The following is a 26,639-nucleotide window of genomic DNA, read 5'->3' on the forward strand; positions in this document are numbered from 1 at the left end:
CGCCCTGTCGCCGCGACCAACGTTCCGGGCGGGCGAAAAATGTACCTACAAAAATGTACGTACATCACATGATTTTTGCGTATCGGCTTATTGCGCGACGCTCCCCAAAACGAGGAAACCCTCGCCCGGGGGGACGAGGGTTTCGGATGATCCGTGATCGAAAGGTGGACCCCCGGCACGGTGGGGACCGTTGAGTGCCGGGGGCCTATCGACTGGCGCGATGGACCAAGACCACGCCAGTCAATTGGGTTCCCGCTATTAGCGGATGAGGCTCAATACGCCCTGCTGGCTCTGATTGGCCTGAGCGAGCATCGCGGTCGAAGCCTGCGAGAGGATCTGCGACTTGGCGAGTGCGGTGCTTTCTTCGGCAAAGTCGGCGTCTTCGATGCGCGACCGTGATTCCGACAGGTTGGTGACGGTCGAGGTCAGGTTCGAAATCGTCGCTTCCAGACGGTTCTGGCTGCCACCCAACTGGGCACGTGACGAGGAGATCGTGGTGATCGCAGAGTCCAGAGCCGTAAGCGCGGTTGCAGCGTTTGCTGCGGTGCTCAGGTCAGGGCCGGTGGCCGGAAGACCCAGAGCAACGTTGCCCATGCCGGCGATCTTGACGGTAACCTTGTCAGCGGCCTGCGTGCCGGTCTGGATGTCGACGTCGGTGGTGGCACCGGCTGCTGCGCCGAGGAGCGACACGCCGTTGAACTTGGTCGTCGAAACGATGTTCGTGATCTGGTTCGTCAATTCGGTAACTTCCGAACCGATTGCGGTGCGGTCTGCCGTGCCCAGCGTGCCGTTGGCCGACTGAACGGCCAGTTCACGCATACGCTGCACGATGTTGGCGACCTGGCCCATGGCGCTTTCTGCGGTCTGCACCAGCGAAATGCCGTCGTTGGCGTTGCGGCTGGCTTGCGTCAGGCCGCGGATTTCGGCGGTCATCTTGGTGGAGATAGCAAGGCCGGCTGCGTCGTCCTTGGCGCTGTTGATGCGCTTGCCGGTGGACAGGCGTTCCAGCGAAACCTGCAAGCCCTTGTCGGCCTTGGCAGAAGCATTGGTGGCGCGCATTGCGGCTACGTTGGTTCCGATAACACTCATGATATAATTCCCTTTTCCCGCTTCAACTCAGGTCGCTTGCCCTCGTGGCGGTTGCGGCCTCGAAAGGGGATAACGGCGGCTGCGCGCAGACCTTAAATCGACAGGCGATTTTTTTTCGCCGCCTCACGCGCACGCAGGATTTCATAAGATAATCAGGTGCTTTTGTACTTCAGTCATCGCCGCGAAGGCAGGAATCCATTTCCCCCGGCTGGCTGCTTATGCGCAGGCGGCGGGTCGTCAGCAGCCTTGCGGCTAAGATCGCCACCTGCACCATATTGCCGCCCCCGGAAATTTCTTGCCGCTTTCCGGCAATTCTTGCGATCCGTTAACCATATCATAATGTCTCGAAGCGAAATTGGGTCATCGAATGAGGTGGTGCGGCACGGGGGTGCCAATCGACCGTAAAGTGGGGACCAAATACGCATGTCGGTACTGGACATGAGCCTGAACGTCTGCGCGCTCCTTCCGGGGTTGCAGGTCTGGCTCGAAAATGCCTTCTACACCGTCAATCGGATCGACGCCGCCAGCCCGCGTGAAAAGGGTGCGGGGCGTATCCTGCTGGCCAGCGAAATTGCTCACGCCACCCATCGCGACATATTGATCGACCTGCGCGACGGCGCGCCGCTGTATCAGCCTGCCGCATCCGGCATGCCTGCGCGCGTCGCCTTTGCTCTTGAAGACATGGGCCTTGCCATGGCGTTGATCGCCGAACTGGCCCGCCCCACTGGAATGCCCGCTGTCGGCGACGTCGGCAGTGCAAAGCTGATGCGCCTCGCCACCCGGATGGCTCGCAGCGATGCGACCGTTCTGGTTCAGGGCGACACCGGCACCGGCAAGGAAGGCATGGCGCGCTTCCTCCACGCCCACAGCAATCGCTCGGACAAAGACTTCATCGCAGTCAATTGCGCGGCGCTTCCCGAAACGATGATGGAAGCCATGCTCTTCGGTCATCGCAAGGGCAGCTTCACCGGCGCAGCCGCCGCATCCGACGGTCTGTTCCTCGCGGCCGATGGTGGCACGCTGTTCCTCGACGAAATCGCCGAACTGCCGCTCGCGCTGCAGGCCAAGCTGCTTCGCGCTCTGCAGGAAGGCGAAATCCTTCCGGTCGGCGCGACGCATCCCGTTCCCGTCAACGTCCGCGTCATCGCAGCCTGCAACCGCGATCTGGCCGCCGAATGTGAACTGGGCCGGTTTCGCAACGATCTTTACTGGCGCCTAAATGTCATGCCGCTGGAACTGTGCCCGCTGGCACAGCGCCGCAACGACATTGCCGCCATCGCCGCCGCGCTGCTGCTGCGTCAGCACAAGCAGATGGGTCAGCTTGGCGCGACCGATGCTTTCCCCTGGCCGACGCCCGCTGCCATCGACAAGCTGGTCGCGCATAACTGGCCGGGCAACGCGCGCGAACTGGGCAACGTCCTGCAACGCGCGATGGTGCTGCGCGAAGGCGACCGGATCGAAGCCGACGATCTCCACATCACCGGCGCAGCGCCGGTCCGCACCGAAAGCACGCCGCCCGTCCGCCTTCAGGAAGTGGCGCGCATGTCGAAGATGGACGCCATTCGCCTCGCCCTGCGCGAAACCGACGGGCATCGCGCTCTGGCGGCGCGCAAGCTGGGTATCTCTGAACGCACGCTCCGCTATCGGCTCGCCGAAATGCGTGAGCTGGCGGCAGCGTAAGGGGAGGCTGACCGATGTCGGGCATATCCACTGACGGCGTGATGGCGATCCGCAACGCCATCCTTCAGAAAAACGCGGCGCTGCGTGACGTTGCCGCACCGGTCAACGGTGGCGCGGCGGGTGCCGGTGGCGTCGGCGGCGCCAAACCGGGCGACTTCACCTCGGCCCTCAAATCCGCGCTGGAGCAGGTCGATGGCCTTCAGAACAAGGCGGGGCAAGCCGCCGAAGCCTTCGAGCGTGGCGAAACCACCGATATCGCTGCGGTCATGCTGGCCAAGCAGCAAGCTTCGATCGGGTTTGAAGCCACGCTTCAGGTCCGGAACAAACTTCTGTCCGCTTACAAGGACATCATGAGCATGCCGGTATAAACCATGAGCGACGCAAACCTCACACTCGATCGCGCTTCTGGCGCGCCTGCCGGTCTCCCGGCGATTTCCGGCGGCATGGGCGGGGCAGGTGCCCTGGACTCAGCGCGCGCCCGCTTTTCCGGCTTCATGGGTCAGGCGGCGGTGCAGAAAAGCCTGCCGATGCTGGGCTTGCTGCTTGTCGTCGCGTTGGCGGGGGCCGCATGGCTCGCCTTGCGCGAACCGCCGCAGCGCGACTTGTTCCGCGGCCTGCCCGACAGCGATAAGGCCGCGATCAGCGAAGTGCTGGACAAGAACGCCATCTCCTATGATTTCGACAGCAGTGGCGCGCTCACCGTCAGCGAAGACGATTATTTCAAAGCCAAGATGATGCTCGCCTCCGAAGGCCTGCCCAAAAGCGCGCCCGACGGCAACAGCATGATCGACAGCCTGCCGATGGGCGCCAGCCGCGCGGTCGAAGGCGAAAAGCTGCGCTCCGCCCGCGAAATGGATCTCGCGCGCACCATCGAAGCCATCGACTCTGTCGAAAGCGCGCGCGTCCATCTGGCCGTCGAACCGCCCAGCATCTTCCTGCGCGACCGGGTGAAGCCTGCCGCATCGGTTATGCTGCGCCTCTCCAATGGCCGCAAGCTGGGCGATCAGCAGGTGCAGGCAATCGTCCATCTCGTCGCGTCGTCGGTGCCGCAACTGTCGCCGGACGCGATTTCGGTCGTCGATCAGAATGGCCGCCTGTTGTCCGACAATGGCGGGGACGGCAGCTCCGACAAGCAGATCGACGTGCAGGCGAAGATCGAGGAACGCTATCGTCAGGCCGTCGTTGCCTTGCTGACGCCGATCCTTGGCGCAGACAAATTCTCTGCCGAGGTCCATGCCGAAGTCAACTTCGCCGAACGCCAGGCCACCCGCGAAACCTATCCGCAGGACGAAGCCCGCCTGCGCGCCGAACAGGGAAGTTGGCAGGCGGACAAGAGCGCCAATGGCGAAGCGACCGGCATCCCCGGCGCGCTTTCCGATCAGGCACCGCCGCCGCCCGTCGCCACGCCGACACCGCCGGTAGCGCCTGCCGCCGCCGCCGGAACGACAGCCACGACGCCCGGAACGCCTGCCGAACCCGCCATGAAGACTGCCGAGACCTTCAACCGCAGCTTCGAGCTTGGTCGCGAAGTGTCCGTCACCCGCGACGCCGTGGGCACCGTCAAGCGCGTGTCGGTCGCTGTGGCCCTCGACACCGATGCCAAGGGCAAGCCCCGCTCGAAGGAAGAAATCGCCGCACTCGAAGCACTGGTAAAGGGCGCAGTCGGTTTCGATCAGACACGCGGCGATACCGTGGCGCTGTCCTCACGCGGCTTCATCAAGGAAACGGTCGAGGAAACCCCCTGGTATGACGCAAGCTGGGTCTCCATGCTGACGCGCAACTTGTCGGCTCTGGCAGTCACATTGGTCCTGATCTTCGGCATCGGTCGCCCGCTGATGAAGCGTCGCGCCGCTGCCAGGGAAGAGTTCGCCGCCGTCAACAAGGTGCAGGGTCAGAAACTCGGTCAGGAAATTGCGACCGAAATCACCCGCACGGCGCAGAACGATCCGGCCCGTCCGATCACCCTCGATATGATTTCCTCCACGCCGGACTATGCCCAGCGCGCGAGCCTCATCAAGAATTTCGTCAAGCAGGATCCTGATCGTGCTGCACTGGTCGTCCGCGACTTGCTGAAGGAAGGGAAGAAGGAAAATGCCTGACGCCCTGACCGCTCCCAAATTGCAGGGGAGCGCCGCCGCCGCCGTACTGCTGATGCTGTTCGACGAGGATGAAGCCGCCGAAATCCTCTCGCGCCTCGAACCCGATGAAGTGCGTCAGCTTGGCTATGCCATGTATGATGTGGCGGATGTCGAGATCGACGAAGTCAACGAAGCGCTCGACCATTTCGTCAACAAGGCGAAGAAGCGCACGACCATCGGCTATGGCGCGAGCCAGCATATTCGCGGCGCGATGACCAAGGCTTTGGGTCAGGACCGTGCCGACAACATGCTCGCGCGCATCACCCCGCCGACGCGATCGAACAAACTTGCCGTCCTCAAATGGCTGGAAGCAAAGGAAATTGCGGCCCTGATCGAAGCGGAACATCCGCAGATCATGGCCATCGTGCTTGCGCATCTCGATCATCCGGTCGCTGCCGAGGTGCTGCAATTGCTGCCCGCCGAATTTCAGGAAGAGGTCATCTATCGTGTGGCAACGCTCGGCCCGGTCAGCACCGATGCGCTGGACGATCTGGAGCAATTGCTGATGCGCGGTTCGCCGTCCAGCAAGCCGGGCAACAGCTCGCAGCGCGGCGGCACTCTGGAAGCCGCAGCGATCATGAACAACGTCCGCAAGGAAAACGAAGTCCGCATCATCAAGGCACTGGCCAAGCGCGACAAGATCATCGCCCAGTCCATCGAGGAGGAGATGTTCGTCTTCGACAACCTGATCGACATGGATGAAAAGAATCTGGGTGCGCTCATGCGGACCATCGACAACGATGTGCTGGTCGTGGCGCTGAAGGGCGCGAACGACATGCTCAAGGGCCGCATTTTCGGCTGTATGTCGGCGCGCGCGGCATCGTCCATCGCGGACGAACTGGCCGAACGCGGACCGATGCGCCTTGCCGATGTTATCGAAGCGCAAAAGCTCATCATCGCGACCGCACGCAAGATGGCCGAAGCAGGCACCATCATGCTAAGCGGCAAGGGGAACGACTTTGTCTAATTTCTGGCGCGACGGCCACGGTGCCGACGCAGTGGCCGTCGGCATCGGCAATATCGGCGGCATCATTTCTCAGCCGCGCTCCGGGTTCAAGGCGTTCTATGGCGACCGTCAGGACGCTCGCCCGAACAGCAATTATTCCCGCCGTCCCGCACCCGAACCGCAGGTGCAGGAAGATCCGATGGAACAGGCCCGGATCGAAGCCTTCACCATGGGTTTCGAGGAAGGTTGCCGCGTCACGCAGGAATCGATCGACGTCGATCAGGACGCCTGTCAGCGGCTGGCCGATGCCCTTGAACAGCTTGCGCCTGCATCCAGCGGCACACTCTCCACTATATTGTCCGCCGCCGTCCTCCGGCTGGTCGGGCAGATTGTCGGCGAAGTCGAAATCGACAGCGCGCTGTTGCTGCAACGCTGCGAAACCGTTGCGGCATTTATCGAGGATAGTGACGGCAAACATGCGCTGCATGTCCATCCCGAAGACCTGCCCCTGATCGAAAGCTCCCACATCGGCGTGCCGGTGGTGGCCGACGCTGGATTGCGGCGCGGTTCGGTACGTCTGGATACGGCTGACGGCTGGATCGAGGATGGCCCGGACGTGCGCCTCTCGCGCCTGAAGGCGATGCTGGACGATATGGAAGGCAAGCTGTGATTCAGGCGGCCATCCGTCAGGCGGAAACGCTGTTCGACCATCTGCAGGTGCAGAATAATGCGCCGCGCCATGTCGGGCGTCTGGTCAGCCACGATGCCGGGATGCTGGAAGTCACTGGCTTCCGTCGCCCCATCGGTGCCGGTGCGCGCGTGACAGCCAGCGATGGCACGACCGCACGCGCGGAAGTCGTCGGCTTTCGCGGCAACCGCACCTTGCTGGTGCCGCTCGACACCGACGCACCAGTCGAAAATGGCGCACGGGTAGAACCGGACAGCGCCGCAAACATGGTGCAGGTCGGGGAAGGCCTGATCGGTCGCGTCATCGACGCAATGGGCCAGCCGCTCGACCGCAAAGGTCCGATCATCGCAGGCGGCATCTGGCCGCTTAACGGCGTGCGCGGCAATGTGCTCGACCGGGGGCGCGTTACCGAACCCTTCGATCTGGGCGTGCGCGCCGTCAACGCCTTGCTCACTGCCGGGCGCGGTCAGCGCATCGCCATCATCGCAGGCTCGGGCGTTGGTAAATCGGTGCTGATGGGGCAGATGATCGCAGGCGCGGAAGCCGATATCGTCGTCGCGGGCCTGATCGGCGAACGCGGTCGCGAAGTCGCCGACTTTCTCGAAACCAAACTTTCCGGGGGCATGATGCGCAAGAGCGTCGTCGTCGCCGTACCCGCCGATCATCCCCCGGTGCTGCGCCTGCGCGCTGCGGCACGGGCAACGGCCATCGCCGAATATTTCCGGGCACGCGGCAAAAAAGTGCTGCTGCTCATCGACAGTCTTACCCGTTGCGCCCATGCGCAACGCGAAATCGGCCTCGCGCTGGGCGAACCGCCCGCGATGAAAGGCTATCCCCCTTCGGCCCTGTCGCTGATTCCCAAGCTCGTGGAGCGGGCAGGGGTGGACATCCGCACCGGCGGTTCGATCACGGCGCTCTATACCGTGCTGGCCGATGGCGACGACACCGATGATCCCATCGTAGACGCCGCCCGTGCCATCGTGGACGGCCATTTCATCCTGTCCCGGCATTTGTCCGAACAGGCGATCTTCCCTGCCATCGACATCGGCAAGTCGCTCTCGCGCGTGATGGCCGACGTGGTCGATGACGAACATCTGGCGGCGGCTTCGGCCTATCGTCGGCTGTGGGCCGCTTATGAAGAAAATCGCGACCTCATCCTGATGGGTGCCTATCGCCCCGGCAACGATCCGGTCATCGACGAAGCCGTCGCACGGCGGCAGGAAGTGCTCGATTTCCTGCGGCAGGATGTAAAGAGCCGCATCGACCTCGATAGCAGCGCGGCTGCGCTGGTGGCTGAGTTCGGCGCGTGAAAGGACTGCTCGCCCGTCGCCATCGCGTACTCCGTGCGCGCCATGTCCAGCATGCGCTGGCCGTGGCCGAAACCGTGCGGGCGCAGGACGAAGCCAATTCGATCGCCAGCAACGCTGACCGCCTCAAACGTGTGCGTGGACAGTTGTTCGAAACGGACAGCCTGTCGAGCGGCGCATCCTTCGCAGCCTACCGCGAACTGGCCGACCGGCTGGAACGTGCCAGTCGGCAACTGGATGGTGCGCTCTACGACGCCAATCGCAAGGTCGAGGAAAAGCAGGGCAAGCGCATCGAAGCGACGCGCGAAAAGGAAATTGCCGCGCGGCTGAGGGATCAGACACGCGCCATCATGGAAGAGCGGATGGAAGCAAAACTCGCGGCGCTACCCCGCTATCGCAAGGTACAAAGGGCAGAGGGATGAACCTTATCATGGGCAACATGGGTAACGGCGTATCGCAATTGCTGACGCCATCGGCCACGAATGCGAAGCTTGGCGGCAAGGCAGGCGCAGGCGAGGGTGCAACCCCGCCATTCTCGGCATTGCTGATGCAGATGGCTACGCCTTCGGCCGGCAAAACAATCGAACTGCCGGCCGTGACCGCGCCGGTCGCCGATGCGGCCGCAACCCCGGCGCTTTCGCTCGCGGATCTGCCGCTGACCGACCTGTCGCAGCCTGTGGTTGAGGAGACGGTTGTACCGAAAACGCTACCCCAGAACGCAGAGGCAAAGCCGGCCCTAGGCCCGAAAATTGCAATCCTTGGGAAGCCTGCCACTGCAAAGGGACGTGAGGAGCCGAAGCTCGCTGAAGCATCGACCATTCCCGTGTCCGATGCCGATTCGCTATCGGACGAACCTTCGGAACACGCTACATCGCGCCCAACATCCACTGATGTCATCGCCCATAGCCCTATCGACACGCAAGCTGTCGTTGCCACGATACCTGTAGCACTCAACATTCAGCCCACCGCCGCCGCGAAAACCGCACCGGAAACCCCCGTAAAAGCGCGGGGCACAACGAATGTCGTTCAGCTCCAGCCGTCCGAAATATCGCCGCCCCCCGCAAAGCAGACCACAGCGCCGGATGCCAGGCAGGCCGCGCTGCCACCCGGTCTCGCGCAGATGGTCTTGAGCGAGGCGATGGGCCAGACCGAGCCAAAGGCCGCGAAGAAAGCCGCAACGCCCGAAGGATCGCAAATCGCAAACGCGATGCCACGGCTCACGCAACCGGATGCGCCGGTCGTCGCCAGGCGCGCGCCCGTCGATAGCGTCGCGCCGGTGGAAGGCCGCGCTGTACCGGCGCCCGATACGGATGCACCTGCCGCCCCGGTCGGCGCCCCATCTCCGTCGACCGCTGTCGTTCAGCCGGCAAGCGGCACACCCACCGTCGATCTTGCCGCGTCTCTCGGTCAGCAAGTCATCGACATGGGGTCCGACGGTCAGTGGATCGATGGACTGGCGCGCGAGATCGCGACGCTCAGCAAAAGCGAAGGCCATGGCAGCTTCCGCCTGTCCCCCGAACATCTTGGGCCGATGCGCGTCGATATTCGCCCCGGTGAGCAGGGCGCAAACGTGACGTTGACGGTGGAGACCAAAGCGGCGGAATCGATGCTGATGCAGGACCGCGCAACATTGAAAGCCGATGCGCAACTCGCCGCCGTCAGGATCGGTGAAGTGACCGTCGAGCGTGTAGCCAACGTGCAGGAGCCAACCCGCGCCGACACGGCCACCGGGCAAGGCAATGGCGGCCATAGCCAGAGCCAGACAGCCTCACAGGGGCAATCGGGCAACACCGGCAACGGCGCAGCTCTGGCGCAGGGCCAAGGCCAGTCGGGACAAAATGGAAACCACGCGGGTAACCGTAAAGTTTTCCCGGAGCAGACCGTATCTAGTCAGGCGGAGCCACGCGACATGGGCAGCCGGGGTACACCCGACGCCGCCCATCGCGCGCGCTACGCCTGATCGCACCCGTTGCACGGGTCGTTCAGAGGCCGACTGACCGACCAACTGCGTGCCAAGACAAAGGGGACTGACCAATGAGTGACGACGCCAAGCCGAAAAAGGCCAAAGGCAAGGGGATGAAGATGATCCTGCTGCTGGGCGTGATTGCTTTGTTGGGCGGTGCCGGTGCCGCTGGTGGTCTGTACGCTGCGGGTTTCTTCTCCAAGGAGGAAACCGGGCCGAAGATCGATCCGAACAAGCCCGTACTGGTGCTCAAGGGTGAAGACCCCGAAGAAATCGCCAAGGCGCATGGCGCACCCGAAGGGGGCCATGGAGAAGGCGGCGCCAGCGTCGCCAGTTCGGCCCATGAATCTGCACCGGGCAAGGGGCATGGCGCTGCTGCGGACAAGGGCATCGATCTGCCCACGCCTGCCGATGCGTCCCGATATCAGGCGACCTATTTTCAGGTCCAGCAGCCTTTCACATCGAACATGGCGGACAGCGATGCCTTTGCCCAGATCGCGCTGGCGGTCAGCACCTATTACGACGCACGGGTGACGCAGGCGATGACTACGCATGAGATGGCGATCCGTTCGGCAGTGTTAATGGAACTGGCCGAGCAGGAGCAGATGTCGTTGATGACGCCGCAAGGCAAGTCTGCACTGCAGAAGAAATTAAAGAGCATTATCAACGATGTACTAAAACAGAAGACTGGCTATGGCGGCATTGATAACGTTTATTTTACCAATTTCGTTATTCAGTAGCACTGTCCGATGCCGGGTCAGTCCCTTGGTATCGGCCGGGGACTGATGTGTAATGGACGACGTTAAATCTTTCGCATTCGGCAAGGGCGATACGCAGGCGCCGGTGATGCTGTCCGGCCTCGACCGGCTGGGTGAAAAGCTGGGGCGTCGCCTGCGCGCCGTCATGGAACCGCTCGTCGGATCGCGCCCGGAAATAGAGCCGCAGCCCGTCTCGGTCATCGACTTTGGCGAGTGGTCGCAGGGCGTGGCCAGTTCCGCGAGCATCAGCGTCTATCGCGTGCTGCCGCTGAAGGGCAACATGCTGCTGCGCCTCGACGCCGGCATGATCTCGACGCTGGTCGATTGCTTCTATGGCGGTGTCGGCAACCGCACCATGCCATCCCGCCCGGAATTCACCCCTACCGAAGATCGCCTGATCGCGCGCCTCTCGCAATCCATCGTGGAACAGCTTGCGGCCTGCTGGGCGGACGTACTGCCGCTCGATGTCACGATGACCGCGCGGGAGATTGGCGTGGGCTTCGCGTCCGCTACGCCTGCCAGCGATCAGATGGTTGTGCAGCGCTTCACCATATCCCTTATTCGTAACGAACAATGGCCCATCGACATCGTCTTCCCGCTGGCCGCTTTGCGCGCCGTGGAAGCTCTGACGGGATCGAAGGTGCATGACGAGCAGATAACGGTCGATGTCGCCTGGCAGACGCAGATGCAGCGCCAGATGGCCCATATCCGCTTGCCCACCCGCACCGTGCTGGCGCGCCCTAGCCTCACGCTTACCGAACTGATCCAGCTTCAGCCCGGCGACGTCATCCCCGTACATATCAACCGCAGCCTGCCGCTGATCGTGGGCGACCGTATCGTCGCCCAAGGCTCGATCGGCGAGCAGGACGGACGCGCTGCGTTCATGATCGAAAAATTGAATTGAGGACCAACAGATGAGTGACATGACCGAAGCGCCCAGAATCGAAAACGTCCAGTTGGGCCAGCTCGATCGCTACACCGACAACCGGCAGTTCCGGTTGCTGGCCGATATTCCCGTCCGCCTTTCGGTCGAAGTCGGCTCGACCTCGCTGAAACTGGCCGAAGTCATGGACCTGGCCGAAGGCAGCATCGTTGAACTTGATCGTCAGGCCGATGAATTGCTTGACATTATGGTTAATGGTGCGCTGATCGCCAAAGGCGAAGTGGTGACGGTAAACGGGCGTTATGGCATCCGTATCGTCGAAGTCGCCAACACCGAAACGCGGATGGCCGGCGTCGAACGACGCGGCTGACCGCTGGTCGGTCTGTTGATCGGGGGCGCGGGACTGCATGTTTGAATATATCGTCAGGTTACTGATCATGGTGCCGCTTGTCGGCGGCATGGCTTTTGGTGCGTTGTGGCTGTGGAAGAAATATCAGCCCGGCATGATCGGCGGGCAGGGCGACCGCGCGCTCAAGATCGTCGAAGCGCTGCCCATGGGCACTTTCGGCAAGCTCGCCATCGTCGAATTTGATGGGCAACGCCTGCTGATCGCCATCACCCGCGGCCGCATTGAGAAACTGGCCGAGGGGAAGGCTGTTCCGGCAAGCCTGTCGGGTGTTGCCGGGGGCATCGGGCGTGTTCGCTAAGCCTGCCTTCAAAGCAACAACCAATCTTGTCATCCCCGCGAAGGCGGGAATGACCAATTTTGTTCTCGCAACGCTGATCGTCCTCCTGCTCGCGTTCCTCCTCATCGACCCCGCTTTCGCCCAGGCCGCCCCGGCGGCACCCGCTGGCCCCGCCGCTGCATCCGGTGGCCTCACGCGCGCGCTGAACGAAGTATCGGGCGAAGGCCGCCCGCTTTCGCTTTCGCTGCAGATCCTGATCCTCATGAGCCTGCTGACGGTGCTGCCGTCGCTGGTGCTGATGATGACAAGTTTCACGCGCATCATCATCGTCCTGTCGCTGCTGCGTCAGGCGCTCGGCCTGCAACAGACGCCGCCCAATCAGGTGCTTGTCGGTCTCGCGCTGTTCCTGTCCCTGTTCGTGATGCGGCCCGCCATCGACCAGATCAACGGTCAGGCCTTCGACCCTTATGGCAAGGGTCAGATTTCCATCGAGGAAGCCGTCGGGCGCGGCGGCAAGGTGCTCCACGGCTTCATGGCCAAGCAGACCCGCGAAAGCGATCTCAAGCTGTTTGCGGGCCTTGCCGAAGCGCCCCCCTATCGCACCATTGCCGATGTGCCCTTCACGATCCTGCTCCCGGCCTTCGTGACCAGCGAACTAAAGACCGCATTTCAGATCGGCTTCATGATCTTCCTGCCGTTCCTCATCATCGATCTTGTGGTGGCGTCCACCCTGATGGCGCTCGGTATGATGATGCTGTCGCCCACGATCATCTCCATGCCGTTCAAGCTGTTGCTGTTCGTGCTTGTCGATGGCTGGGCGCTGACGATGGGGTCGCTGGCCGGGTCATTCGCGACGTGACGCTTGGTCCCTCCCACCCAATTCCGTTCGTCCCGAGCGAAGTCGAGGGACCAAGGCGCATGTCCCTCGACTGCGCTCGGGACGAACGGGCGGTAACGTCCAATGGATAACGCCGATTTCTTCATGGGCCTCGCGCAGCAGGCCTTGTGGATCACGGCGCTGGCCGCTGGTCCCATATTGCTGCCTGCGCTGATCGGCGGCGTCATCATCGGCATGATTCAGGCGGCGACCTCGATCAATGAGCAGACCGTCAGCTTCGTGCCCAAGCTCATTATCGTTGCGGCCACGCTGGCACTGGTCGGCGGCTCGATCCTGCTGCTGATCGCGGACTTCACCCGTGAGATATTCGAGCGCATACCGGACATCCTCAAATGATCGCGCCGGGCTTTGTCGGTGTCGAAGCGCAATTGTGGGTCTGGCTCATTGCCATGATCCGTCCCGGCGCTGCGTTTCTGGCGGCCCCGATATTCGGCGCGAATGCTGTGCCGGTGCAACTCCGCCTGATCCTCAGCCTCGCGCTCGGCATCGCCGCGCTCAATACCGTGACGATCACCTTGCCCGATGGCGGCATCGCCAGTTTCGCAGGCTTCTCGATGGTGATCGGCGAAGTGCTGGCTGGCCTTGCCATGGGATTTGCGCTGCAGATCGGTTACGCCGCTGCGTTCGTCGCAGGCGAGACCATCGGCAACACCATGGGTCTGGGCTTCGCCGCCATGGTCGATCCGCAATCGGGGCAATCGACGCAGGCTGTCGGCCAGTATCTCTCCATCGTCGCTACCTTCACGCTGCTGGCGATGGACGGGCATCTGATGCTCATCAGCTATGTCGTGGAAAGCTATAAGGCGCTGCCGCCCGGCGGGCCGATGCTGTCGGGGCAGACGGCCTATAATCTTGTCATGTTCGGCGGCACCTTGCTGGGCGCGGGGCTGACGGTAGCGCTGCCGGTCGGCTTCGCGCTCATCCTCGTGCAACTGGTCATGGCGATGCTTGCGCGGTCCGCCCCTGCGCTCAACCTGTTCTCGGTCGGCTTGCCGGTCACCTTGCTCGCGGGCCTCGTCCTGATGGCGATGGCCGCGCCGATCATGGCGCAGGGGATCATGGCCTCCTTGCGCGCCGGTCTGGAACAGGCCGAAGCGATTGCGACGGGGCAATAGGCGATGGCGGACAAACCCGGCGGCGGCGGCGAAAAGACGGAGAAGCCAACGGCCAAGAAACTGGCCGATGCTGCCAAAAATGGCGATATTCTCCAGTCAAAGGAACTGGGCACCGCGATGGTGGTGATGGCCGGTGTCGGTTGCATGGCCGTCACTGGCCCGATGCTGTTTTCCGCGCTGGGCGACATGATGCGCCGCGCGCTCCGCTTCGACCGCGGCGACGTCGTCGATTTCTCACCTGCAGAGCGCGGCTCCGAACTGCTGCAGAGCATTGCCTTGCCCGTCGGCACGATATTGCTGGCAACGCTGGTGGCGGCCATTGCGGCGCCCGCCATATTAGGTTCGCTAGGGTTCCGTGCGAGCGCCTTTGCGCCCAAGGCCTCGAAGCTCAACCCGGCCAGCGGCCTCAAGCGCATGTTCGGCCCGCAGGGTCTGATCGAGCTTGTGAAATCGCTGGCGAAAGTCGTCCTGATGGGCGGCATCGGCTTCTGGCTGATATGGGATCATCTTGAAGCCATCGTCGGCATGGGCAGTGCGCGGCTCGAACCTGCACTGATGGAACTGGGCAGCATTTTCATCCTGGCCTGCCTCGCCATGGCCGGGGCGCTGTTCGTCGTCGCGGGGATCGACGTGCCCGCGCAAATCCTGCAACGCGGCAAGCGCCTCGCCATGACCAAGCAGGAAGTGAAGGACGAGCATAAGGAAAGCGAAGGCTCGCCTGAACTCAAGGGCATGATCCGCCGCAGACAGTTCGAGATGATGAGCGGATCGGCGCGTCAGGCCGTTGCCGAGGCGAATGTCATCATCACCAACCCCACCCATTTTGCCGTCGCATTGCGCTATCATCCGGGCAAGGATGGCGCGCCGGTTGTGGTGGCGCGGGGCAGCAACGCGATCGCAGCGGCAATCCGCGAACTGGCCGACATGAACAACGTGCCGGTGCTGCAATATCCTGAGCTGGCACGCGCCATATATTTCACTTCGCGCACCGGACAGATCGTCGACGAGGCGCTCTACATGGCAGTGGCGACCGTCCTCGCATTCGTGTTCCGCATGGAAAACCGGATGGCGAGCGAAATGGATCGGCCGTTCATCACGGTGCCGGACGGTCTGCGCTTCAATGCAGACGGCAAGAAGGTCGAATAGCGCCTTAAAGACCGCGCCACAGGGTAAATTAAAGTTTATCCGTGTTCGTCCGTATTATGTTCACGGGGACGCTTTAGGATATGCGTCATGAACGACTATGTGCAGCGTAACGAGATATCGCCGGTGGACCGGGTCGCCCCGCGTCCCGTCGCGCCGGTTGTCGCCGTTCGCCCCGGCGACAATAGCGGCCCGGAGGTCGATGCGCGCGCGCCTGCGCTGCCGATATCGCCCGTAGACCATGGTGAGGGCGCCGACATCGATGCAGACAGCGAAGCGCAACTGGCCAGTGCAGCGGAATACGCCCGTATCCACGCGAAGGTTGTCGACATGCTGGCGTCGGTTCGCCTCGCTGGCGAAAGTAACGAGATGACTGTCGGCAGCACCGACGGCACCGATCCTCTGATCCCGACGCCTATCGTCATCGTCCCCATGTTTCCGGCCAGCCAGAACATGATCGAGCAAGCCGCGCGCGTCGCGCAACGGATGCTGGATGATGCACTGCTGGCCCGTGCGGCTCAGGCGCATATCATGCCGGGAACAGTCGACCAGATATTGTCGCAGGTCGCCTGACAATCTGCCGGGCGGCTCCCCGTCCGTCAAAACAATTCCCTAAACATCTTCTGCGCCGTGCCGTTCTTTTCCATTGAAAGGACCGCATTTCATGTCTTCCATCAGTAGCAGCATCGCCAATTCACTGGGTATAGGATCGGGTATCGATTCCGCTCAGATCGTTGCTGACCTGACGGCGGCTGCGCGCGATCCGAAGGCAAAGGCGATCAACAATCGCATTTCCCTCAATAACGCGCGTATTTCCGGTCTCGCTTCGGCGACCAGCTCGCTCACCACTTTCTCGAAAGCCCTGACCGACCTGCTGGGTGGAACGGGCTTTTCCGGGCAGCCAGCATCCAACGATCCGACCATTGCGGGCGTCAGCCTGTTGCCCGGCGGAGTGCCGACCGGCCTGCCTGCCCAGATCGAAGTCCAGCGGCTGGCTTCGGCGCAGACCATGGAATCGGCAATGCTGGCGAGCAAGACCTCGGAAGTGGGTCTCGGCACACTCACGCTCACCAAGGGTGGCACGAATTACACGATCGATATCACCGCAGGGAACAACACGCTGGAAGGCCTCGCCGCTGCCGTGAATGCCACCGGATCGGGTGTCTCCGCTTCGGTCGTCACCGATAATCGCGGCGCGCGCCTCGTGATGAAAGGCCCCACGGGCGAAACCAATGGCTTCTCGATCACGGCCGGCACGGCGGACGCCAACCTTCAGCGTTTCGCCACGAGCGGCGCACCCGGCGCAATGGTGCAAAAGACCGCTGCGCTCGACAGCATCATCTACATCGACGGTATCGAGATGCGCAACAACACGAATACCATCGACACCGCGATCCCCTATGTTCGCATCGATCTGAACAAGGCGGCGCCCGGTACGAAGGTAACCTTGGCCAGCACCGAACCGGCGAACACCATGCGCGATCTGGTGACCGAGTTCGTGACGGCGTATAATTCGTTGCGCTCGGCCCTCAACACCGCCACGGCGACGGCCACCGACCCATCGCAATCGGGTGCGCTGAACGGCGACACGGGTATTCGCGAGATGCAGCGTCAATTGTCGCGTCTTACGTCCACGACGCTTACCACATCCGGCCCCTATCGCACCTTGGGCGATCTGGGCGTCGCGACCAACCGCGACGGCACGCTGAAACTCGATATGGCGCGTCTCGACGCCGCCATCGCGGCTGACCCGACGGCTGTGACTCAAATGCTCAACCCTGCCGTTGCGACCGATGAAAATCCAGGCATTGCCGGCGCGGTCAAGAAAGTGAGCGACACGCTCCTGTCCGACACGGGCGCGCTGAAAAGCGCGACGTCGAAATATGATGCGCTGAAAAAATCCTACGCCGCCCAGCTCGAAAAGCTCGACAAGGACATGGACGCTTATGAAGCGCGGACTTCCGCAGCGTTCGCCGCGATGGACACCAAGCTCGCGGCCCTGAAAGCCACGCAGAGCTATATCGAGCAGCAGGTCAAGGTGTGGACGAACAGCAATAGCTGATCGCCAACAATCTGAAATTTTACGATCACTTCAAAAGGGAACGGACCAATCATGTTCTACAGTCAGGGATATGCAGGCATCGGCGCAACGGCACGGGCAACCAGCGCCAGCAAAGCCTATGCCGCGATCCACGCCGGCAGCCGCATCGAAGGGGCGACGCCGCACAGCCTGGTCAAGATCCTGTTCGACGAACTCGTCTTCGCACTGGACGCTGCCGTTCTCGCCGAACAGCAGGAAGAAAGCGCCAAGGCCGCCGATAAGCAGGCCCGCGCCATGTCGATCCTGCATGCGCTGGAATCGAGCCTCGATTTCGAACGCGGCGGGGACGTGGCCGTATCGCTTGCGCAAATCTATCGTGAATCGCGCCGCTTGCTTCTCGAAGGCGTCCGCGCCCGCACGATTGCACCGCTGGAAAAAGCGCGCGCCATGATCTTAGAAATCGCCGATGCCTGGAACCAGATCGGCTGATCAGGCAAGGCGTTCCGGCACGGCATGGGCGTCCGCGGCTATCGTCGCCTGCGGTGCCATCGCTTCCCAGGGGAAAATGAACCATCGCTTGTCTGTCGCCCGGTCGATGGTTTCGGCTGCATAATCCGACACCGCGGTGGAGCGCATATTGTGCAGGAACACCGCGACGCGAACGTGATCGCCGATACCGCCCGCTTTGCCGATGGCGTCGCGCAGAAAGGTAATGGTCGATCCTGAATCGTTGATATCGTCGACGATCAGCAAGCGTTCGCCCGCGCGCGTCTTTTCCGCCAGACGTTCAAGCAGCGCCCCTGAAAATCCAAACTCCTGCGCACTCAGATCCACCGATAAAAGCGCATGGCCGCTCGCGTGGCTGAGATATGCGCCCGGCACCAGGCCGCCGCGTCCGACCCCGATCAGATAGTCGGGTTTCCAGTCATCGGCGGCCAACTGAGCCGCAAGCAGCGCAATGCCGTCGGCAAATTGCCGATGACTGATGGAGGCGAAATGCGGCGTGTCGGAATGGCTCATGCCCCCCGATAAACGTCAGAACATGCTTCCGTCCAGCCTGTCGCCAGCCAGTCTTTCGCCAGCCAGTCTTTCGTCAGGCAGTCGCCACCATCGGCAATGTCGCCGGACGCGCTTTGCCCAAGGCTGCCAGTGCATTGGCGACGGCAGGGGCGATAGGCGGAACGCCCGGTTCACCCACGCCGGTAGGCGCTTCGGTCGACGAGACGATCATGACCTCGACCTGCGGCATCTCGGTGATCCTGAGCGATCGGTAGCCATCGAAATTGGTAACGGTCGGCGCGCCCTTTTTCAGCGGGATTTCCGCATACAGCGCATGGCCCAGACCAAAGCCGATGCCGCCTTCCATCTGTGCGCGGATCACGTCGGGATTGACCGCCACGCCGCAATCGACCGCACACCACACCTTGTGAACGCGCGGAGAACCGTCTTCGTTCAGAGAGACTTCGGCGATTTGCGCGACATAGCTGCTGAAACTTTCGACTACGGCCACCCCGCGCGCACGCCCCTTTAAGGGCTTTGTGAAGGACCAGTTGGCAAGCTTGGCCACGGCCTTCAGCACGCCCACCATGCGGGGCTTGTCGCCCAGCAACGCGATGCGCCCTTCGATCGGGTCCTGCCCGGCGGCGACCAGCAACTGATCGATGAAACATTCCACTGCATAGCCCGTGTGCGTGTGGCCGACCGACCGCCACCACAATGTCGACACCGGCGACGGGTCGACATGCACGTCGCAGCGCGCCGCCGGCAAAGCGTAAGGCAAGTTGGATGCGCCTTCGACCATCGCGGCATCGACGCCGTTCTGCACCATCATGTCAGCCAGCGGCGATCCGAATGCAAAGGACTGGCCGCAGATCGTATTCGACCAGCCGACGACCTTGCCGTCCTTGACCGCGCCGCGCATCGCATGGACCGTAAGCGGACGGTAATAGCCGCCCTGAATGTCGTCTTCCCGCGTCCATATCAGCTTGAACTTGCCGGGGCCGAATGCCTTGGCCACTGCGCCCAATTCGGCGGCAAAATGCGAGTCCGCCTGCCCTCGGCGACCGAAGCTGCCCCCGGCCAGCATGACATCGATGGCTATCGCGTCCGGCGAAATACCCAGAGCAGGCGCCAGTGCCGCTTTGTCCATGCCCGGACCCTGCGACCCGAAACGGGTCTCGGCTTTCTTGCCGTCCCACGCAATAAAGCCCGTCAGCGGTTCCATTGGGGCGTGCGCCAGATAAGGAAAGGCGTAGGTCGCTTCGATCAGCTTGGCGCCTGCAAAGGCGGCGTCCACGTCACCCTTTTTACCGGCCAGAGTGCCGGGCGATTTTGCCTTTTCCAGATATTGCGCAGTCATTTCGGCGGTGCTGCGTGTCTCTGCGGCGCTGTCATCCCACTCGACGGTAAGGGCATTGCGCCCCTGCATCGCCGCCCACATGCCCTTGCCATAGACGGCAACGCCTGTCGGCACTTGCTTGACGGCCACGACGCCCTTTACTTTCAGGGCAGCGGCGGCATCGAAACTCTTCAGCTTCCCGCCAAAGCGGGGTGTCCGGGTAACCAGTACCGTCAGCATGTCCGGCTCGTAGACGTCGATGCCGAACTGCGCGGTGCCGTTGGTCTTGGCAACTGTATCCACCCGGCGCAAATGTCCGCCCACACCGTCGCGGCCGATCAGCGTGAATGCCTTGGCTTCTTTCAGCCGCACGGTCGTCGGCGGCGTCAGGGTTGCTGCGTCGGCGGCAAAGTCCCCGAAACGGCCCGATTTGCCCGAAGCGGCATGCGCGATAACGCCTTTGGTGACTGTCACCTCCGCCGCAGGTACGCCCCATTTGCGCGCGGCCGCGGCAACCAGCATGTTGCGCGCCATCGCGCCTGCGGTCCGCATCTGGGTATAGCTGTTGGCCATGGCCGACGAACCGCCCGTCAATTGCGTGCCCATGGACAGATTGGCGTACAGCTTGTCGTCGCCCGGTGCGCTGATCGCGCGCATCTGTGCCCAGTCGGCGTCCAGTTCCTCGGCGACAAGCGTTGCAAGACCCGTATTGGGCCCCTGGCCGAATTCGATATGCTTGATCAGCACGGTAACGGTGCTGTCCGGCGCAATGCGGATGAAGGCATTGGGGCTGACCGGGGGCATCTGCGGCGCACCCTGTGCGCGCAGCGCGCCGCCGACCGGCAACGTCATGCCGATGACGAGGGCGCCGCCGGTTACCAGAGCATCGCGGCGGGAAAAGCGGGTTGTCGGCAGGATGGCGTTCATGCTGCCATCTCCTTCGTGCTGAGGCTCTTGGCCGCTTGATGGATCGCTGCGCGGATACGCATATAGGTGGCACAGCGGCACAGATTGCCGTTCATCGCGGCATCGATGTCATCGTCGGTCGGCGTCTTGTTGTCTTTCAACAGGCTGACCGCGCTCATGATCTGGCCCGACTGGCAATAGCCGCATTGCGGTACGTCCAGCGCGACCCAGGCATTTTGCACCGCCTTCGCTTCCGGTCCGTCTGCCCCTTCGATCGTCGTGATTGCGCCTGTTGCCGCCGACACGGGGATGGAGCAGGAGCGGGTAGGGGCGCCATCGAGATGCACCGTACACGCGCCGCATTGGGCCACGCCGCATCCGTACTTGGTGCCTGTCAGGCGCAGATCGTCCCGCAAGACCCACAGCAGAGGCGTTTCTGGATCCACATCGACCTGACGCGACGTACCGTTGACGTTGAGTGTGATCGCCACTTGTCGTTCCCCGTACAATTAAAGCTGCTTCTGAAAGTGGATCGCCCCGCGGGCGCAATCTCAAATATTGATACTGAGGTGCAACTATTTCCTATTGATGACAGCTTGTAAAGTGTCACGCCGTGATATTTCGCGGTGTTGACGCTCCGCCTTGGGTGGCTGTATAGACGTTTCTCGCAAATGGGCGGCCCGGCGGGGGCCGCCTTTTTGGTTTCAGGCACCTTTGCCGCCCTTCCACTTCCCCGCATCGTTGACTGAAAGGTACGCTCATGTCGATTACGCCGCTCATGCCCGTTTACCCCCGGTGCGATGTACGGCCGGTCCGAGGGGAAGGCTGCTACCTCATCGGCGAACGCGGGGAGCGTTATCTGGACTTCGCCAGCGGCATTGCGGTGAACTTGCTGGGTCACGGGCACCCGGTGCTGACCAAGGCCATTGCCGATCAGGCTGCGACGCTGATGCACGTATCGAATCTCTACGGCAGTCCGCAGGGTGAGGCTTTCGCCAAGCGGCTTGTCGATACGACGTTCGCAGACACGATGTTCTTCACCAATTCGGGTGCCGAAGCGGTCGAATGCGCGATCAAGACGGCGCGTCGCTATCACTACAGCAACGGCAATCCGCACAAGCACAAGATCATCAGCTTCGACAATGCGTTCCACGGACGCACGCTGGGCACGATCAGCGCCACGAGCCAGCCGAAGATGCGCGACGGGTTTGAGCCTCTTCTGCCCGGTTTCACTGTGGTGCCGTTCAACGATCTGGACGCTGCAAAGGCGCAGATCGACGACAACACCGCCGGTTTCCTGCTGGAACCGATTCAGGGCGAAGGCGGCGTGACGGCTGCGACGCAGGAGTTTCTGAAAGGCTTGCGCGCGCTGTGCGACGAACATGGCTTGCTGCTGATCCTCGACGAAGTGCAATGCGGCTACGGTCGCACCGGCACCTTCTTCGCGCATGAGCAATATGGCCTGACGCCCGACATCATGGCCGTGGCGAAGGGCATTGGCGGCGGCTTCCCGATGGGCGCCTGTCTGGCGACCGAAGAAGCAGCCAAGGGCATGGTCATCGGCACGCATGGATCGACTTATGGCGGCAACCCGCTGGCGATGGCCGCAGGCAGCGCCGTCCTCGACGTCGTGATGGAACCGGCATTTCTCGAACATGTAAAGGCGATGGGCAGCCGCCTGCGCTCCGCGCTGGAACAGATGATTCCGAACCATGACGAGATGTTCGAGGAAGTGCGCGGCATGGGCCTGATGCTCGGCCTCAAGCTGAAGGACGGTTTCGAGGCACGCGGTTTCGTGGCGCATCTGCGCGACAATCACGGGTTGCTGACGGTAGCCGCCGGTCAGAATGTCGTCCGCATCCTGCCGCCGCTCGTGATCGAGGAAAGCCACATCAGCGAATGCGTCGAACGCCTGTCCGCAGGCGCCCGGAGTTTCGCAGTGCCAGCAGCGGCGTAATCTTGCTCATCTCCGTCATTCCCACGCAGGCGGGAATCCATCGTCCAACCTGGCGCCAAGGATAAGGTTCAGGAGATGGACCCTCGCTTTTGGCGGGGGTGACATGGATGTTTTGAGCAGCGTTTAACGCGACCAAGGAACGGAGTACCCTTCCGATGACCAGACATTTCCTGAACCTTTCCGATGCTGGCGGAGACGCCATCGCCGCGATGATCGCCGACGCCATCGACCGCAAGGCTGCGCGCGCCGGCTGGCCCAAGGGCAAGGCGGATGCCGACGCGCCGCTGGCCGGTCACACGCTGGCGATGATTTTCGAGAAGAACTCGACTCGCACCCGCGTATCCTTCGACATGGCCATTCGTCAGTTGGGCGGCACCAGCATCGTGATGGAATCCGGCTCCATGCAATTGGGTCGCGGCGAAACGGTTGCCGATACGGCCCGCATCCTGTCAGGCTTCTGCGACGCGATCATGATCCGCACCGACGACCATGCCAAGATCGAGGAAATGGCGCATTATGCCACCATCCCCGTCATCAATGGCCTGACGGACATGTCGCACCCGTGCCAGATCATGGCGGACCTGCTGACCGTGATCGAACATGGTGTGGCGCTGCCCGGCAGTGAGTGGGCCTGGCTGGGCGACGGCAATAATGTGCTGCATTCGATCATCGAAGCGGCGGGCCTGATGAAGTTCAACGTCCGCATTGGCGTGCCGCAGGGCTATGAGCCCGATCCCCGCTTCGCTGAAGAGGCGCAGGCGCGGGGCGCACAGATCACCGTATCGCGCGATGCCGCAGAGGTGGCCAAGGGCGCGGACATCGTCGTCACCGACACCTGGATATCGATGGGGCAGGAGCACGCGCATAACAAACTCGCGGCCATGATGCCCTATCAGGTCGATGCCGCCCTGATGGCGCTTGCCAAGCCGAACGCGAAATTCCTGCACTGCCTCCCCGCGCATCGCGGCGAAGAAGTGACGGCGGACATCATCGACGGCCCGCAATCGTTGATCTGGCCCGAAGCGGAAAACCGGCTCCACGCGCAGAAGTCGGTCCTGCTCTGGGCGCTTGGAAAGCTGTAGAGCGGTACTATATCCTGTGTTCCCCTCCCTGAAAGGGAGGGGCTAGGGGTGGGTCGCGAGCGTAGCGAGCGCCTTTAGCTGTCGCCGCCGCTGTCGCGGCGGACCCACCCCCAACCCCTCCCTTTCAGGGAGGGGAGAGAGACGTCCGTTGACTACCTCCATCGATCTCGACCAGGCCATCGGCTTCAACATCCCCGCCCGCCACGTCCGCGGTCGCCTCGTGCGGCTCGGCCCGGTGCTGAACGACGTGCTGGCCGCGCACGCCTATCCCCCGCCGATCGAACGCTTGCTGGCGCAAGCGCTGGTGATGGCCGCGCTGCTTGGGTCCACGCTCAAGCATGTCGACGGGCAACTCACCATGCAGGCGCAGACCGAGAACGGCGTCGTCAAGCTGCTCGTCGCCGATTATCAGGGCGGCGCGGTGCGCGGCTATGTGCAGTTCGATGCGGATCGTCTGGCGGAACTCGGCACCGATCCGACCTTGTTCGGCCTGTTCGGCAAAGGCTATCTGGCGATCACCTTCGATCAGTCCGCGCCTGCTGAAAATGGCGGAGTCAGCCGCTATCAGGGCATCGTGCCGCTGGAAGGCACGTCGCTGGGCAAAGCGGCGGAGCATTACTTCAGCCAGTCCGAACAGATTCCCAGCTTCGTTCAGATCGCGACGCGGCACGATGCCGACGGGCGCTGCATGGCGGCGGGCGTCCTGCTCCAGCACATGCCCGAAGGCGAAGTGGGGCGCGAACGGCTGCATGTGCGTCACGACCATCCCGAATGGGAACATGTCCAGGCGCTGGCCGCCACGCTGAAGGACGATGAACTGACCGACGATACGCTGCCGCTGTCGGACATCATCTGGCGCCTCTTCCATGAGGAAGACGAAGTGCGCGTCACCGATCCGGCAATGATCGCCAAGGGGTGCCGCTGCAATATCGATCACATTCGCGACGTCATCTCCCGCTTTCCGGCGGACGAGCGCGCGGACATGGCGGATGAGGCCGGACAGATCAAAGTCGATTGCGCTTTCTGTTCCCGCGTCTTTCCCATCGCGCTGGTCAGCTTCGACAATTGACCGCATGACATTGCGGCACGGCTGTCCGTTTGCCGCTTTGAAGTTGCCACATTCCTGTGTCATTACGATAGCGCAAGGGGTTGCAAGTGGCATGTCCCGCTATCGAGCGGCCATCGCCGTGGGGGTTTGGAGTAACCATGCGTTCTGCCATTTTGGCGCGGTCTTTCGCGTGTGCCATAGTCTGTCTGAATCTTGGCGGAGCGGCTCGGCTGCCCGCTGCAGAACCCGCGCCAAAAGCCCTGGCGATGCTCGAACATGGCGAATGGATGCTGAAAGACCGGGAAACCGGGGAGGATATCCAGCGGATATGTCTGGGCGACACCCGCCAGCTTCTCAAGATCCGGCACAATCGCGATAGCTGCACCCGCTTTGTCGTGACCGATGAAAAGGGTCGCGTCAGCGTCACCAACGATTGCGGGGCAGCGGGGAACGAACGCACCGACATTCGTATAGAAACCCCGCGCCTGTTTCAGCTTCAGTCGCAGGGCATTGCCGATGGCGCGCCGTTCGCGCGCATGATCGAGGGTCGCCGCGTCGGCGCCTGCCGATAGTATACTCCACCTGTCCGGACCTTGCGCCCTGCGTCAGGGCGGAGTAGCGGACGGCAATGTCTATGTCTTCCAATAGTTTTGCCGTCGTCCTGCTGTCGGGCGGTCTCGATTCGATGGTCGCAGGAGCGCTGGCGCGAGAGGCCGGTCATCGCCTGTTCGCGCTGACCATCGATTATAATCAGCGGCATCGCGTGGAGTTGCAGGCGGCCACGCGCGTTGCCAAGGCGCTGAATGTCATGTCGCATATCACGCTGCCGCTCGATCTGTCGGCGTTCGGCGGATCGGCGCTGACGGCCGATATTGCCGTGCCGAAGGGTGGGGTGGGGGACGATATCCCGGTCACCTATGTTCCGGCGCGCAACACTATTTTCCTGTCGCTGACCCTGGGCTTTGCCGAAGTCACCGGGTCGAACGACATCTACATCGGCGTCAATGCGCTGGACTATTCGGGTTACCCCGATTGCCGCCCGGAATTTATCGCAGCGTTTCAGGCGATGGCTGCGCTGGCGACGAAGGCGGGGGTCGAAGGACGCCCGGTGACCATCAACGCCCCGCTCCAGCACATGACAAAGGCCGATATCGTGCGCGAAGCGCATCGCCTGGGTATCGACGCTGGCATGAGCTGGTCCTGCTACGATCCCACGCCGGAAGGACTGCACTGCGGCCTGTGCGACAGTTGCCGCCTGCGGTCCAAGGGCTTCGAGGAAGCCGGTTTGCCGGACCCCACCCGCTACGCGGTAAAGCCTTAAGTCGATGAGCTACGCCGTAAAGGAAATGTTCCTTACGTTGCAGGGGGAAGGGATGCAGGCGGGGCGACGCGCCGTCTTCCTGCGCTTTGCCGGGTGCAATTTATGGTCGGGCCGCGAAGTGGATCGCGCGTCCGCTATCTGCCGCTTTTGCGATACGGACTTCGTCGGCACCGATGGGGCAGGGGGCGGCAAGTTTGCCGATGCCGACGCCATCGTCGCAGCGGTCAGCGGCTTCTGGGGGCCGGGTGAAGCGGGCCGCTACATCGTCCTGACCGGGGGTGAACCCATGTTGCAGGTGGACGACAGCCTCGTCGATGCGTTGCACGTGGCCGGATTTGAAATCGCGATTGAAACCAACGGCACCTTGCCCGTGCATCCCGGCATCGACTGGGTCTGCGTCAGCCCGAAGGCGGGCAGCGAGGTCGTGCAAACGTCCGGCAATGAATTGAAGCTGATCTGGCCGCAGGCTGGCAGCGATTATGAAACCATGGAAGGCTGGACCTTCGACCACTGGCTGATCCAGCCGCTCGACGACCCGGACGCCGTGCGCAATGTCGAGGCCGCCATCGCCTTCGTCATGGAGCGGCCGCAATGGCGGCTCTCGCTCCAGACGCATAAGGCATTGGGATTGCGCTGAATTAATATCCCCGGC

Annotated in this window: 29 protein-coding genes; 25 read left to right on the forward strand and 4 right to left on the reverse strand. The window is 62.5% G+C overall.

Features of this window, described 5'->3' with window-relative positions; all coding sequences use genetic code 11:
• Positions 1-258 precede the first annotated feature (258 nt).
• Complete coding sequence (locus LQ220_RS04065) at positions 259-1,089, reverse strand: flagellin (protein ID WP_230186979.1); 831 nt, start codon at positions 1,087-1,089, stop codon at positions 259-261.
• A 423-nt stretch (positions 1,090-1,512) separates the two neighbouring features.
• Between LQ220_RS04065 and LQ220_RS04070 the strand changes: the two genes are divergently transcribed.
• From LQ220_RS04070 to LQ220_RS04160, 19 genes are all read left to right on the forward strand, one after another.
• Positions 1,513-2,769 carry a sigma-54 dependent transcriptional regulator gene (locus LQ220_RS04070; protein WP_230186980.1) on the forward strand — a complete coding sequence of 419 codons (1,257 nt, stop codon included), beginning with the start codon at positions 1,513-1,515 and terminating at the stop codon, positions 2,767-2,769.
• 14 nt (positions 2,770-2,783) lie between these two features.
• Positions 2,784-3,137, forward strand: coding sequence for a flagellar hook-basal body complex protein FliE (gene fliE / locus LQ220_RS04075; protein WP_230186981.1), 354 nt, complete (start codon positions 2,784-2,786; stop codon positions 3,135-3,137).
• A 3-nt stretch (positions 3,138-3,140) separates the two neighbouring features.
• Positions 3,141-4,868, forward strand: coding sequence for a flagellar basal-body MS-ring/collar protein FliF (gene fliF, locus LQ220_RS04080; protein ID WP_230186982.1), 1,728 nt, complete (start codon positions 3,141-3,143; stop codon positions 4,866-4,868).
• Positions 4,861-5,874, forward strand: a complete 1,014-nt coding sequence (gene fliG, locus LQ220_RS04085; RefSeq protein ID WP_230186983.1) for a flagellar motor switch protein FliG — start codon at positions 4,861-4,863, stop codon at positions 5,872-5,874. Before fliF ends, fliG begins: the two co-directional genes overlap by 8 nt.
• Positions 5,867-6,523: a FliH/SctL family protein gene (locus tag LQ220_RS04090; RefSeq protein WP_230186984.1), complete on the forward strand. Its 657-nt coding sequence runs from the start codon at positions 5,867-5,869 to the stop codon at positions 6,521-6,523. Before fliG ends, LQ220_RS04090 begins: the two co-directional genes overlap by 8 nt.
• Entirely contained in the window at positions 6,520-7,851 is a 1,332-nt protein-coding gene (locus LQ220_RS04095) for a FliI/YscN family ATPase (RefSeq protein ID WP_230186985.1), read from the forward strand. Before LQ220_RS04090 ends, LQ220_RS04095 begins: the two co-directional genes overlap by 4 nt.
• Entirely contained in the window at positions 7,848-8,270 is a 423-nt protein-coding gene (locus LQ220_RS04100; RefSeq protein ID WP_230186986.1) for a hypothetical protein, read from the forward strand. Before LQ220_RS04095 ends, LQ220_RS04100 begins: the two co-directional genes overlap by 4 nt.
• Positions 8,267-9,808, forward strand: a complete 1,542-nt coding sequence (locus tag LQ220_RS04105) for a flagellar hook-length control protein FliK (RefSeq protein WP_230186987.1) — start codon at positions 8,267-8,269, stop codon at positions 9,806-9,808. The genes LQ220_RS04100 and LQ220_RS04105 overlap by 4 nt, the downstream gene beginning before the upstream one ends.
• A 74-nt stretch (positions 9,809-9,882) precedes the next feature.
• A complete protein-coding gene (locus LQ220_RS04110; protein ID WP_230186988.1) occupies positions 9,883-10,551 on the forward strand; it encodes a flagellar basal body-associated FliL family protein in 669 nt (222 codons plus the stop codon).
• Between the two features lie 52 nt (positions 10,552-10,603).
• Positions 10,604-11,473, forward strand: coding sequence for a FliM/FliN family flagellar motor switch protein (locus LQ220_RS04115; RefSeq protein WP_230186989.1), 870 nt, complete (start codon positions 10,604-10,606; stop codon positions 11,471-11,473).
• Between the two features lie 10 nt (positions 11,474-11,483).
• Entirely contained in the window at positions 11,484-11,822 is a 339-nt protein-coding gene (fliN, locus tag LQ220_RS04120) for a flagellar motor switch protein FliN (RefSeq protein WP_230186990.1), read from the forward strand.
• Between the two features lie 37 nt (positions 11,823-11,859).
• Entirely contained in the window at positions 11,860-12,159 is a 300-nt protein-coding gene (locus tag LQ220_RS04125; protein WP_230186991.1) for a flagellar biosynthetic protein FliO, read from the forward strand.
• A 49-nt stretch (positions 12,160-12,208) separates the two neighbouring features.
• Positions 12,209-12,997, forward strand: a complete 789-nt coding sequence (gene fliP, locus LQ220_RS04130; RefSeq protein WP_230186992.1) for a flagellar type III secretion system pore protein FliP — start codon at positions 12,209-12,211, stop codon at positions 12,995-12,997.
• Between the two features lie 102 nt (positions 12,998-13,099).
• Positions 13,100-13,372: a flagellar biosynthesis protein FliQ gene (fliQ, locus tag LQ220_RS04135; protein ID WP_230186993.1), complete on the forward strand. Its 273-nt coding sequence runs from the start codon at positions 13,100-13,102 to the stop codon at positions 13,370-13,372.
• Positions 13,369-14,151, forward strand: coding sequence for a flagellar biosynthetic protein FliR (gene fliR, locus LQ220_RS04140; protein WP_230186994.1), 783 nt, complete (start codon positions 13,369-13,371; stop codon positions 14,149-14,151). The genes fliQ and fliR overlap by 4 nt, the downstream gene beginning before the upstream one ends.
• A gap of 3 nt (positions 14,152-14,154) precedes the next feature.
• Positions 14,155-15,297, forward strand: a complete 1,143-nt coding sequence (locus LQ220_RS04145) for a flagellar type III secretion system protein FlhB (protein WP_230186995.1) — start codon at positions 14,155-14,157, stop codon at positions 15,295-15,297.
• Positions 15,298-15,384: 87 nt separating this feature from the next.
• Positions 15,385-15,867 carry a hypothetical protein gene (locus tag LQ220_RS04150; protein WP_230186996.1) on the forward strand — a complete coding sequence of 161 codons (483 nt, stop codon included), beginning with the start codon at positions 15,385-15,387 and terminating at the stop codon, positions 15,865-15,867.
• A 91-nt stretch (positions 15,868-15,958) separates the two neighbouring features.
• Positions 15,959-17,356, forward strand: a complete 1,398-nt coding sequence (fliD, locus tag LQ220_RS04155) for a flagellar filament capping protein FliD (RefSeq protein ID WP_230186997.1) — start codon at positions 15,959-15,961, stop codon at positions 17,354-17,356.
• A 51-nt stretch (positions 17,357-17,407) separates the two neighbouring features.
• Positions 17,408-17,824, forward strand: a complete 417-nt coding sequence (locus tag LQ220_RS04160; protein WP_230186998.1) for a flagellar protein FliS — start codon at positions 17,408-17,410, stop codon at positions 17,822-17,824.
• Here LQ220_RS04160 and LQ220_RS04165 read toward each other — a convergent pair whose 3' ends face one another.
• The 3 genes from LQ220_RS04165 to LQ220_RS04175 form a co-directional block, all read right to left on the reverse strand.
• Positions 17,825-18,355 carry a phosphoribosyltransferase family protein gene (locus LQ220_RS04165; protein ID WP_230186999.1) on the reverse strand — a complete coding sequence of 177 codons (531 nt, stop codon included), beginning with the start codon at positions 18,353-18,355 and terminating at the stop codon, positions 17,825-17,827.
• Positions 18,356-18,428: 73 nt separating this feature from the next.
• Positions 18,429-20,600 (reverse strand): xanthine dehydrogenase family protein molybdopterin-binding subunit, encoded by a 2,172-nt coding sequence (locus LQ220_RS04170; protein ID WP_230187000.1) that lies wholly within the window; start codon positions 20,598-20,600, stop codon positions 18,429-18,431.
• Positions 20,597-21,070 carry a (2Fe-2S)-binding protein gene (locus LQ220_RS04175; RefSeq protein WP_230187001.1) on the reverse strand — a complete coding sequence of 158 codons (474 nt, stop codon included), beginning with the start codon at positions 21,068-21,070 and terminating at the stop codon, positions 20,597-20,599. Before LQ220_RS04175 ends, LQ220_RS04170 begins: the two co-directional genes overlap by 4 nt.
• A gap of 269 nt (positions 21,071-21,339) precedes the next feature.
• On the opposite strand from LQ220_RS04175, the gene LQ220_RS04180 reads away from it, so the two are divergent.
• From LQ220_RS04180 to queE, 6 genes are all read left to right on the forward strand, one after another.
• Positions 21,340-22,536, forward strand: coding sequence for an aspartate aminotransferase family protein (locus LQ220_RS04180; protein ID WP_230187002.1), 1,197 nt, complete (start codon positions 21,340-21,342; stop codon positions 22,534-22,536).
• A 155-nt stretch (positions 22,537-22,691) separates the two neighbouring features.
• Positions 22,692-23,618, forward strand: a complete 927-nt coding sequence (gene argF, locus LQ220_RS04185) for an ornithine carbamoyltransferase (protein ID WP_230187003.1) — start codon at positions 22,692-22,694, stop codon at positions 23,616-23,618.
• Between the two features lie 148 nt (positions 23,619-23,766).
• A complete protein-coding gene (locus LQ220_RS04190) occupies positions 23,767-24,687 on the forward strand; it encodes an Hsp33 family molecular chaperone HslO (protein ID WP_230187004.1) in 921 nt (306 codons plus the stop codon).
• Between the two features lie 137 nt (positions 24,688-24,824).
• Complete coding sequence (locus tag LQ220_RS04195) at positions 24,825-25,238, forward strand: hypothetical protein (protein ID WP_230187005.1); 414 nt, start codon at positions 24,825-24,827, stop codon at positions 25,236-25,238.
• 56 nt (positions 25,239-25,294) lie between these two features.
• On the forward strand, positions 25,295-25,987 hold the full coding sequence (gene queC, locus LQ220_RS04200; protein ID WP_230187006.1) for a 7-cyano-7-deazaguanine synthase QueC: 693 nt from the start codon (positions 25,295-25,297) through the stop codon (positions 25,985-25,987).
• A gap of 4 nt (positions 25,988-25,991) precedes the next feature.
• Positions 25,992-26,624, forward strand: a complete 633-nt coding sequence (queE, locus tag LQ220_RS04205) for a 7-carboxy-7-deazaguanine synthase (protein WP_230187007.1) — start codon at positions 25,992-25,994, stop codon at positions 26,622-26,624.
• Positions 26,625-26,639 lie beyond the last annotated feature (15 nt).

The sequence above is a fragment of the Sphingobium sp. CECT 9361 genome, assembly GCF_918741285.1.
GTDB lineage: Bacteria > Pseudomonadota > Alphaproteobacteria > Sphingomonadales > Sphingomonadaceae > Sphingobium.

Bases quoted from the DNA above. Each gene is read 5' to 3' on its own strand.
- LQ220_RS04180 (WP_230187002.1), top strand. From the start codon at position 21,340: ATGTCGATTACGCCGCTCATGCCCGTTTACCCCCGGTGCGATGTACGG.
- LQ220_RS04150 (WP_230186996.1), top strand. From the start codon at position 15,385: ATGAACGACTATGTGCAGCGTAACGAGATATCGCCGGTGGACCGGGTC.
- fliG (WP_230186983.1), top strand. From the start codon at position 4,861: ATGCCTGACGCCCTGACCGCTCCCAAATTGCAGGGGAGCGCCGCCGCC.
- fliP (WP_230186992.1), top strand. From the start codon at position 12,209: ATGACCAATTTTGTTCTCGCAACGCTGATCGTCCTCCTGCTCGCGTTC.
- LQ220_RS04170 (WP_230187000.1), bottom strand. From the start codon at position 20,600: ATGAACGCCATCCTGCCGACAACCCGCTTTTCCCGCCGCGATGCTCTG.
- fliD (WP_230186997.1), top strand. From the start codon at position 15,959: ATGTCTTCCATCAGTAGCAGCATCGCCAATTCACTGGGTATAGGATCG.
- argF (WP_230187003.1), top strand. From the start codon at position 22,692: ATGACCAGACATTTCCTGAACCTTTCCGATGCTGGCGGAGACGCCATC.
- queE (WP_230187007.1), top strand. From the start codon at position 25,992: ATGAGCTACGCCGTAAAGGAAATGTTCCTTACGTTGCAGGGGGAAGGG.
- LQ220_RS04125 (WP_230186991.1), top strand. From the start codon at position 11,860: ATGTTTGAATATATCGTCAGGTTACTGATCATGGTGCCGCTTGTCGGC.
- fliE (WP_230186981.1), top strand. From the start codon at position 2,784: ATGTCGGGCATATCCACTGACGGCGTGATGGCGATCCGCAACGCCATC.
- LQ220_RS04195 (WP_230187005.1), top strand. From the start codon at position 24,825: ATGCGTTCTGCCATTTTGGCGCGGTCTTTCGCGTGTGCCATAGTCTGT.
- fliR (WP_230186994.1), top strand. From the start codon at position 13,369: ATGATCGCGCCGGGCTTTGTCGGTGTCGAAGCGCAATTGTGGGTCTGG.
- LQ220_RS04115 (WP_230186989.1), top strand. From the start codon at position 10,604: ATGGACGACGTTAAATCTTTCGCATTCGGCAAGGGCGATACGCAGGCG.
- LQ220_RS04165 (WP_230186999.1), bottom strand. From the start codon at position 18,355: ATGAGCCATTCCGACACGCCGCATTTCGCCTCCATCAGTCATCGGCAA.
- LQ220_RS04065 (WP_230186979.1), bottom strand. From the start codon at position 1,089: ATGAGTGTTATCGGAACCAACGTAGCCGCAATGCGCGCCACCAATGCT.
- fliQ (WP_230186993.1), top strand. From the start codon at position 13,100: ATGGATAACGCCGATTTCTTCATGGGCCTCGCGCAGCAGGCCTTGTGG.
- LQ220_RS04145 (WP_230186995.1), top strand. From the start codon at position 14,155: ATGGCGGACAAACCCGGCGGCGGCGGCGAAAAGACGGAGAAGCCAACG.
- LQ220_RS04110 (WP_230186988.1), top strand. From the start codon at position 9,883: ATGAGTGACGACGCCAAGCCGAAAAAGGCCAAAGGCAAGGGGATGAAG.
- fliN (WP_230186990.1), top strand. From the start codon at position 11,484: ATGAGTGACATGACCGAAGCGCCCAGAATCGAAAACGTCCAGTTGGGC.
- fliF (WP_230186982.1), top strand. From the start codon at position 3,141: ATGAGCGACGCAAACCTCACACTCGATCGCGCTTCTGGCGCGCCTGCC.
- LQ220_RS04070 (WP_230186980.1), top strand. From the start codon at position 1,513: ATGTCGGTACTGGACATGAGCCTGAACGTCTGCGCGCTCCTTCCGGGG.
- LQ220_RS04105 (WP_230186987.1), top strand. From the start codon at position 8,267: ATGAACCTTATCATGGGCAACATGGGTAACGGCGTATCGCAATTGCTG.
- queC (WP_230187006.1), top strand. From the start codon at position 25,295: ATGTCTATGTCTTCCAATAGTTTTGCCGTCGTCCTGCTGTCGGGCGGT.
- LQ220_RS04160 (WP_230186998.1), top strand. From the start codon at position 17,408: ATGTTCTACAGTCAGGGATATGCAGGCATCGGCGCAACGGCACGGGCA.